The sequence below is a fragment of the Actinoplanes oryzae genome (assembly GCF_030757795.1).
In the GTDB taxonomy this organism is placed as follows: Bacteria; Actinomycetota; Actinomycetes; order Mycobacteriales; family Micromonosporaceae; genus Actinoplanes.
The window spans coordinates 42,828-49,200 of record NZ_JAUQWH010000055.1 but is presented as its reverse complement, the minus strand read 5'-3'; the positions used below and the strand labels follow the sequence as shown (position 1 = coordinate 49,200).

Annotated in this window: 5 protein-coding genes; all 5 read left to right on the top strand. The window is 72.0% G+C overall.

The window, feature by feature from the left end; translation table 11 throughout:
* Nucleotides 1-743, top strand: a 743-nt coding sequence (locus RBH18_RS19615) for a C40 family peptidase (protein WP_306209828.1), incomplete at its 5' end; no start/stop codon positions are given.
* A gap of 930 nt (nt 744-1,673) precedes the next feature.
* On the top strand, nt 1,674-2,105 hold the full coding sequence (mraZ, locus tag RBH18_RS19610) for a division/cell wall cluster transcriptional repressor MraZ (RefSeq protein WP_305786326.1): 432 nt from the start codon (nt 1,674-1,676) through the stop codon (nt 2,103-2,105).
* 222 nt (nt 2,106-2,327) lie between these two features.
* The gene (rsmH, locus tag RBH18_RS19605) at nt 2,328-3,380 is read left to right on the top strand and encodes a 16S rRNA (cytosine(1402)-N(4))-methyltransferase RsmH (RefSeq protein ID WP_306209839.1); all 1,053 of its coding nucleotides are present in this window, start codon (nt 2,328-2,330) and stop codon (nt 3,378-3,380) included.
* 12 nt (nt 3,381-3,392) lie between these two features.
* On the top strand, nt 3,393-3,932 hold the full coding sequence (locus RBH18_RS19600; RefSeq protein ID WP_372338946.1) for a hypothetical protein: 540 nt from the start codon (nt 3,393-3,395) through the stop codon (nt 3,930-3,932).
* A 4-nt stretch (nt 3,933-3,936) separates the two neighbouring features.
* Nucleotides 3,937-6,339 carry a penicillin-binding transpeptidase domain-containing protein gene (locus RBH18_RS19595; protein WP_306209822.1) on the top strand — a complete coding sequence of 801 codons (2,403 nt, stop codon included), beginning with the start codon at nt 3,937-3,939 and terminating at the stop codon, nt 6,337-6,339.
* Nucleotides 6,340-6,373 lie beyond the last annotated feature (34 nt).

Below are 6,373 nucleotides of genomic sequence, written 5' to 3'. Positions count from 1 at the left end.
TCTGCGCCGGTCAGCTGATCGCGCCGCAGGCAGCGTCCGCCGCCACCGCTGTGACCGCCGCTCCGGTGGTCAAGGCGGCCGCCGCGGCGAAGGTCAAGCCCAAGATCACCAACTCGTTCAGCAAGAAGAGCGTGGCCTGGGGCAAGACCGTCAAGGTGACCGCCAAGCTGATCAACCCGAAGACCGGCAAGAAGGTCCAGTCGGGCTCGGTGCGCCTGCAGTCCAAGGTCAACGGCAAGTGGAAGACCTGGCAGACCAAGCGCACCACGACCGGCACGGTCACTTTCACCACCAAGCCGGGCAAGACCGGGTGGTACCGCACCTACTACACGGGCACCGGCTCCTACACCGCGGTCGCGGCCAAGTCGGCCAAGATCACCGTCAAGGCCAGCGGCGCGAAGATCCTCGCCGAGGCCAAGAAGCACAAGGGCGCGCTCTACAAGTACGGCGCCGCGGGCCCCAAGCGCTTCGACTGCTCGGGCTTCACCAAGTACGTCTACAAGAAGGCGGCCGGCAAGAGCCTGCCGCACAAGGCGAACTCGCAGCAGAAGTACGGCAAGGCGGTCAGCAAGTCGAACAAGAAGGTCGGCGACCTGATCATCTTCCGCTCCGGGTCGTACGGCTACCACGCGGGCATCTACGCGGGTGGCGGCTACATCTACGACTCGCCCCACTCGGGCGCCCGGGTCGGCAAGCACAAGATCTGGAGCAGCAACTACGTCGTACGCCGCCTGGCGGCCTGACGCAGCTCCCGGCAGGACCGGCACCACCGCCGCCGGCGCCGACCGGCACGCGGTGAGGCAAGGCTGTACGACAGTGGTGCAGTAAAGCAGTACGACAGTTCAGTGAGGCGTGACCCGACGCGGGTCACGCCTCACTGTCGTCTCGCCCCGGCGAACCCCGCGCGGCGGCGAACCCCGCGTGGCGATGGACTTCGCGCGGCGGTGGACTTCGCGCGGCGATGGGCTGCGCGGGGCGGTGGACTTCGCGCGGCGATGGGCTGCGCGGGGCGGTGGACTGCGCGCGGCGAATTCCGCGGGGTGGCGAACTGCGCGCGGCGGCGGACCCGCGGCGATGGAATTCGCAAGGCGGCGGACCCCGCGCGGCGAGGACCCGCGCTGCCGCAGCCTCGTGCCGCGGTGAAGCGTGCCGTCGTGAGGCGTGCCGTGGTAGAGCGTGCCGTCGTGAGGCGTGCCGTGGTGAAGCGCGCCGTCGTGTGGCGCGCTGTGGCGGAGCGCGCGGCCGGGAGGGCGCACGGCGCGGGGGGCTCGGGGCGCGCGGTGCAAGAGGTTCCCATGTGAGAGATCTTGCGTCGTCCCGGGGTTGCCAAAGGGGCCACCACTTCGCTCCACCCGGGCTTCGCTTTTTCCTCCACTTCCCTCCCCGGCTGCCCTTCCGTGCCCGCGATATACCCCTTTTGTGGGCGTTTCGGCCTCGGTGGCCGCCCCGTGTCGGAAAGCGGACCACGCGGGGACGGCCAAAACCCTCCACCCCGGGCCCACCCTTTCTGACGTGCTGTTTCATCCGCGAATCCGGCTCGCGGAAGGGCCGTTTCCGGTTGCGGGTGGAGGGAAGTGGAGTAAAGTGGTGCCCAGTGGCAGGGCCGGTTCGGACCTGCCGGCCCGAGCGAACCGGCGGACCGCGATACCGCCACTGGGCAGGGGGGTTTGCCGATGTTCCTCGGCACGCACACCCCGCGCCTGGACGACAAGGGCCGGCTGATCCTCCCGGCGAAGTTCCGGGACGAGCTGGCGGGAGGTGTCGTGATCACCAAAGGGCAGGAGCGCTGTCTCTACGTGTTCCCGATGGCCGAGTTCCAGCGGATCGCGGAGCAGTTGCAGACGGCACCGGTCACCAACAAGGCCGCCCGGGCCTACAGCCGGGTGTTCTTCGCCAGCGCGCACGACGAGATCCCGGACCGGCAGGGCCGGGTCACGATTCCGGTCCACCTGCGGGACTACGCGGCACTCGACCGCGAGCTCGTGGTGATCGGGGCGAGCACGCGGGTGGAGATCTGGGACAAGCAGTCCTGGGAGCAGTACCTCTCGGCGAGCGAGGACGAGTTCGCCGACATCGAGGAGGGGGTGCTGCCCGGCGGACTGTAGGCGTGGCCACCGCCGGCGGAGAGTCCGGTCGTCGTTGCCCTACCACCAGATCTCCAGCCGCTCCCGCTCCTGGCGCCTCTTCCCCGGCGCCAGGCGCGTGTCCAGCCCGAACGGCACCGGGCATGAGCGGATGGGGATCTGGCGGTACGGAGGACGGCCGGCGCACGCTCGACAGAGCACGGGTGGCACCACGCGAGGAAGAGCGGTGCGATGGGGGTCGACATGGGGGAGCTGCGCGGCACGCACGTGCCGGTGCTGCTCGAGCGTTGCCTGGAGATCCTGGCTCCGGCGCTCGACCGCAGCGGCGCGGTGCACGTCGACTTCACGCTGGGCCTGGGCGGGCACGCCGAGGCGGTGCTGGAGCGGCACCCGGGCGTGACGCTCGTGGGGCTGGACCGCGACACCGAGGCGCTGGCCCACGCGCGGCACCGGCTCGCCCGCTTCGCCGACCGGATCCATCTCGTGCACGCCGTCTTCGACGAGCTGCCCGAGGTGCTCGAGCGGCTGGAGCTGCCGGCGTTCCACAGCGGACTGCTCGACCTCGGAGTGTCCTCGTTGCAGCTCGACGAGGCGGACCGCGGTTTCGCGTACGCGAAGGACGCCCCGCTCGACATGCGGATGGACCAGTCCCGCGGCATCACCGCGGAGGAGGTCGTCAACGGCTACGAGCCGGGGGAGCTCGTCCGGATCCTGCGGGTCTACGGCGAGGAGAAGTTCGCGCAGCGGGTCGTCTCGGCGATCGTGCGGGAGCGGGCGAAGGCCCGGATCGTCTCCTCGGCACGCCTCGCCGACCTGGTCCGGGACGCGATCCCGGCCGCCGCGCGGCGAACGGGTGGAAATCCCGCGAAAAGAACGTTTCAGGCGCTACGTATTGAGGTAAATGGCGAACTCGCCGCCCTCGAGAACGTTCTGCCGTCCGCTTTGGAACTGCTGGCGCCGAAGGGGCGCCTTGCGGTGCTGTCGTATCACTCCTTGGAGGACCGGATCGTCAAGCGTGCCCTGGCCGAGAGGGCGCGCAGCACGGGGCCGATCGACCTGCCGGTCGAGCTGCCCGGCACCGGTCCGACGGTGCGGCTCCTGACGAGGGGGTCGGAGCCGCCGACGGAGCAGGAAGTGGCGGAGAACCCGCGCGCGGCCTCGGTGAAGCTGCGGGCGGCGGAACGGCTGGACGAGCACGACCCGGCAGCGGGGACCGGACGCGAGCGGGCCCGGCTGTCGGCACAGGGGGGACAAGGGCGGCGACGCCCGGGGGCACGGAAGAAGGGGGAGGGGTAGTTGAGCGAGCGTATGCAGGCAGCGCGGTCGGGGGGCCGGACCGCGAGCCAGGGGGACGACCGGCGCAAGCCGGGCAGGGGCAGCAAGTACTTCCCGGTGCAGGGGGCCACGGCACTGAAGCCCGGGGTGCAGCCGCGCGAGGCGGCCGCGGGACCACGCCTGCGGGTGGCGCCGCCGGTGCCGATCAACGCGCCGCGGGCGCCGTTCATCGCGCTGGTGGTGGCGGTCGTGGTGGCCGGCGTGCTGGGCATCCTGCTGATCAACACGAAGACGGCCGAGAACTCGTTCAAGCTGGACACCCTGCAGAAGCAGCAGGACGCGCTCGACGCGCGGCAGCAGACGCTGGAGAACCAGATCGCGGCCAACGAGATGCCGGGCAGCCTCGACGCGGCCGCCCGCCGGCTGGGCCTGGTCAAGGCGAACTCGCCGGCCTGGATCCGGCTGCCGGACGGCAAGGTCTTCGGCATGCCGAAGCCGGGCAGCGGGGAGCCGGCCGTGACGGCGCAGCAGCCGCCGTCCGAGGCGCCCGCGACGCCGGCCGCGGGCGAGTAACGCGATGACGCCGCGCGACGACGAGCCGCCGCGCCGGGGCCGGGAGCCCCGGCGCGGCGCTTCGTCAGACGAGGGCCGGGAGAGCGGGCGCGGCTTCGGGGGCATCGGCGAGGCGCGGGCCTACACGCCGCGTGGACGCACGGTGCGCGACGGCGACCAGCGCACCCGGTCCCCGCGGGCCGGGCGCACGAACGACCCGTTCCGCCCGGCCCTGCAGGTGCTGGACGGCGGCCGGTCGGCACGGGACCGCCGCCGCGGCGAGGACACCCCGCCGCCACGCCAGCGCGACGAGGAGCCGCAGGAGCGGGGCAGGGGCACCCGCGTACGCGCCCAGCAGCCGGAGCGCGAGCGCCAGCCCCGCACCGGCCGCACCGAGGCGCGCTCCGGCCGCACCGAGGCGCGCTCCGGCCGTACCGAGGCGCGGCCGAGCCGGACGGAGGCCCGGCCCGCCCGGGGCGAGACCCGCTCCGGACGTACGGAGGCCCGGACCGGCCGTGCCGAGGCGACGCGCGCGACCGCGGGGGGCGGCCGCACCCGCGCCACCGCCAACCCGCGCCGCGGCGGGGCCCCGGCCAGCCCGCGCCGCGGCGGGGCTCCGGCTCGCACCGTGTCCAAGACCACGCGCCGGCCCGTCCCGGCGGCGCCGCCCGAGCCGCCGAAGCTCGCGAACAGCACGCGCCGACTGCGCCTGGGCACCGTGCTGGCGCTGACGCTCTTCGCCGCGATCGGCGTACGGCTGATCGTCCTGCAGGTGGCCGACTCGCCGGCGCAGGCGCAGAGCCTGGAGAAGCAGCGCAGCCAGCGGCTCACCGAGGTTGTGCTGCCCGCCCCGCGCGGCAGCATCCTCGACGAGAACGGCGCGGAGCTCGCGCACAGCGTGGAGGCCCGCTACATCTACGGCGACCCGGAGATGATCGGCGACCCGGCCGCCACCGCGGCGAAGCTGTCGCCGCTGCTCGGCGTGCCGCAGTCCAAGCTGGCCAGCCTGATGCAGAAGAAGAAGCGCCCCGGCGGCGGCCCGTCCCGCTTCGAGTACCTGGCGCGCGGCGTGGACGTGGCGACCGCCGACCAGATCCGCCGGCTCGACCTGGACGGCATCGGCTCGGGCCGCGACGAGGTGCGCGTGGTGCCCGGCGCCGACCTGGCCGCGAACCTCATCGGCTTCACCGGCGACAACCACACCGGCCTGGAGGGTCTCGAGGCGCGCTACGACGACCTGCTGAAGGGCACCGACGGCGAGAAGGTCTACGAGGTCGGCAACGGCGACCTCGCCAAGGAGATCCCGGGCGGCTACCGCCGGGAGACCGCCGCGAAGCCCGGCTCGTCGCTGCAGCTGACGATCAACAGCGACCTGCAGTTCCAGGTGCAGCGCTACCTCCAGGAGTACATGGAGGAGAAGAAGGCCACGGTGGGCGGCGCGGTCGTCATCGACATCCGCACCGGCGAGGTCAAGGCGCAGGCCAGCTATCCGACCTACAACGCGCAGAAGGCCCTCGACTACGACTCGAAGGACCGCGTGGACGCCGCGACCAACATGGTCTCGGACCCCGGGTCGACGCACAAGGCGTTCGTCATCGGGGCGGCCATGGAGGAGGGCCTGATCACCAAGGACTCCACCGTGACCGTCGCCCCGGGGGTGAAGGTGGGCGGCACGTGGTTCCCCGACGAACACACGTTCGCCACCGGCTCGAAGATCCCGGTGAGCCAGGTGCTCGCGTACTCGTCGAACGTCGGCACGATCGGGATCGGCAAGCTGCTGGGCAAGGACAAGCTCTACGAGTACCAGCAGAAGTTCGGGCTGGGCCGGCCGACCAACGAGGGCATGCCGGGCGAGGCGTCGGGCCAGCTGCTCGCGCCGGAGGACTGGAGCGGCTCGTCCTGGGGCTCCGTGCCGATCGGGTACAGCGTGAGCGCCACCCTCATCCAGATGGCCGCCGGGTACGCGGCGATCGCCAACGACGGCGTCTACATCCAGCCGCACCTCATCAAGGCGACCATCTCCGGCAAGGACGGCACCGTGACCCCGGCGGACCCGCCGGAGACGCACCGGGTGCTCAGCGCGTCGACCTCGAAGGACCTGCGCGAGATGATGGAGTCGGTCGTCGGCGCCGAGCACGCGACCGGCACCCAGGCCGCGGTCGCCGGCTACCGGGTCGCGGGCAAGACCGGCACCGGCAACAAGCCGATCGAGGGCCAGTACACCAACCACAACGCCAGCTCGTTCATCGGCATGGCGCCGGCCGAGAACCCGAGGTACGTCGTCGCGGTCTTCGCCGACGTGCCGCAGGGGACGACGGGCGGCGACGTGGCGGCCCCGGCGTTCAGCAAGATGATGGCTGCGACCCTCACCCAATACCATGTGCCACCGTCCAGTACCCCTGCGCCGAAGTTCGACTGGATGAAATAGCCGTCCCGTATGGCGTTCGCAACCAGAAGTCTGT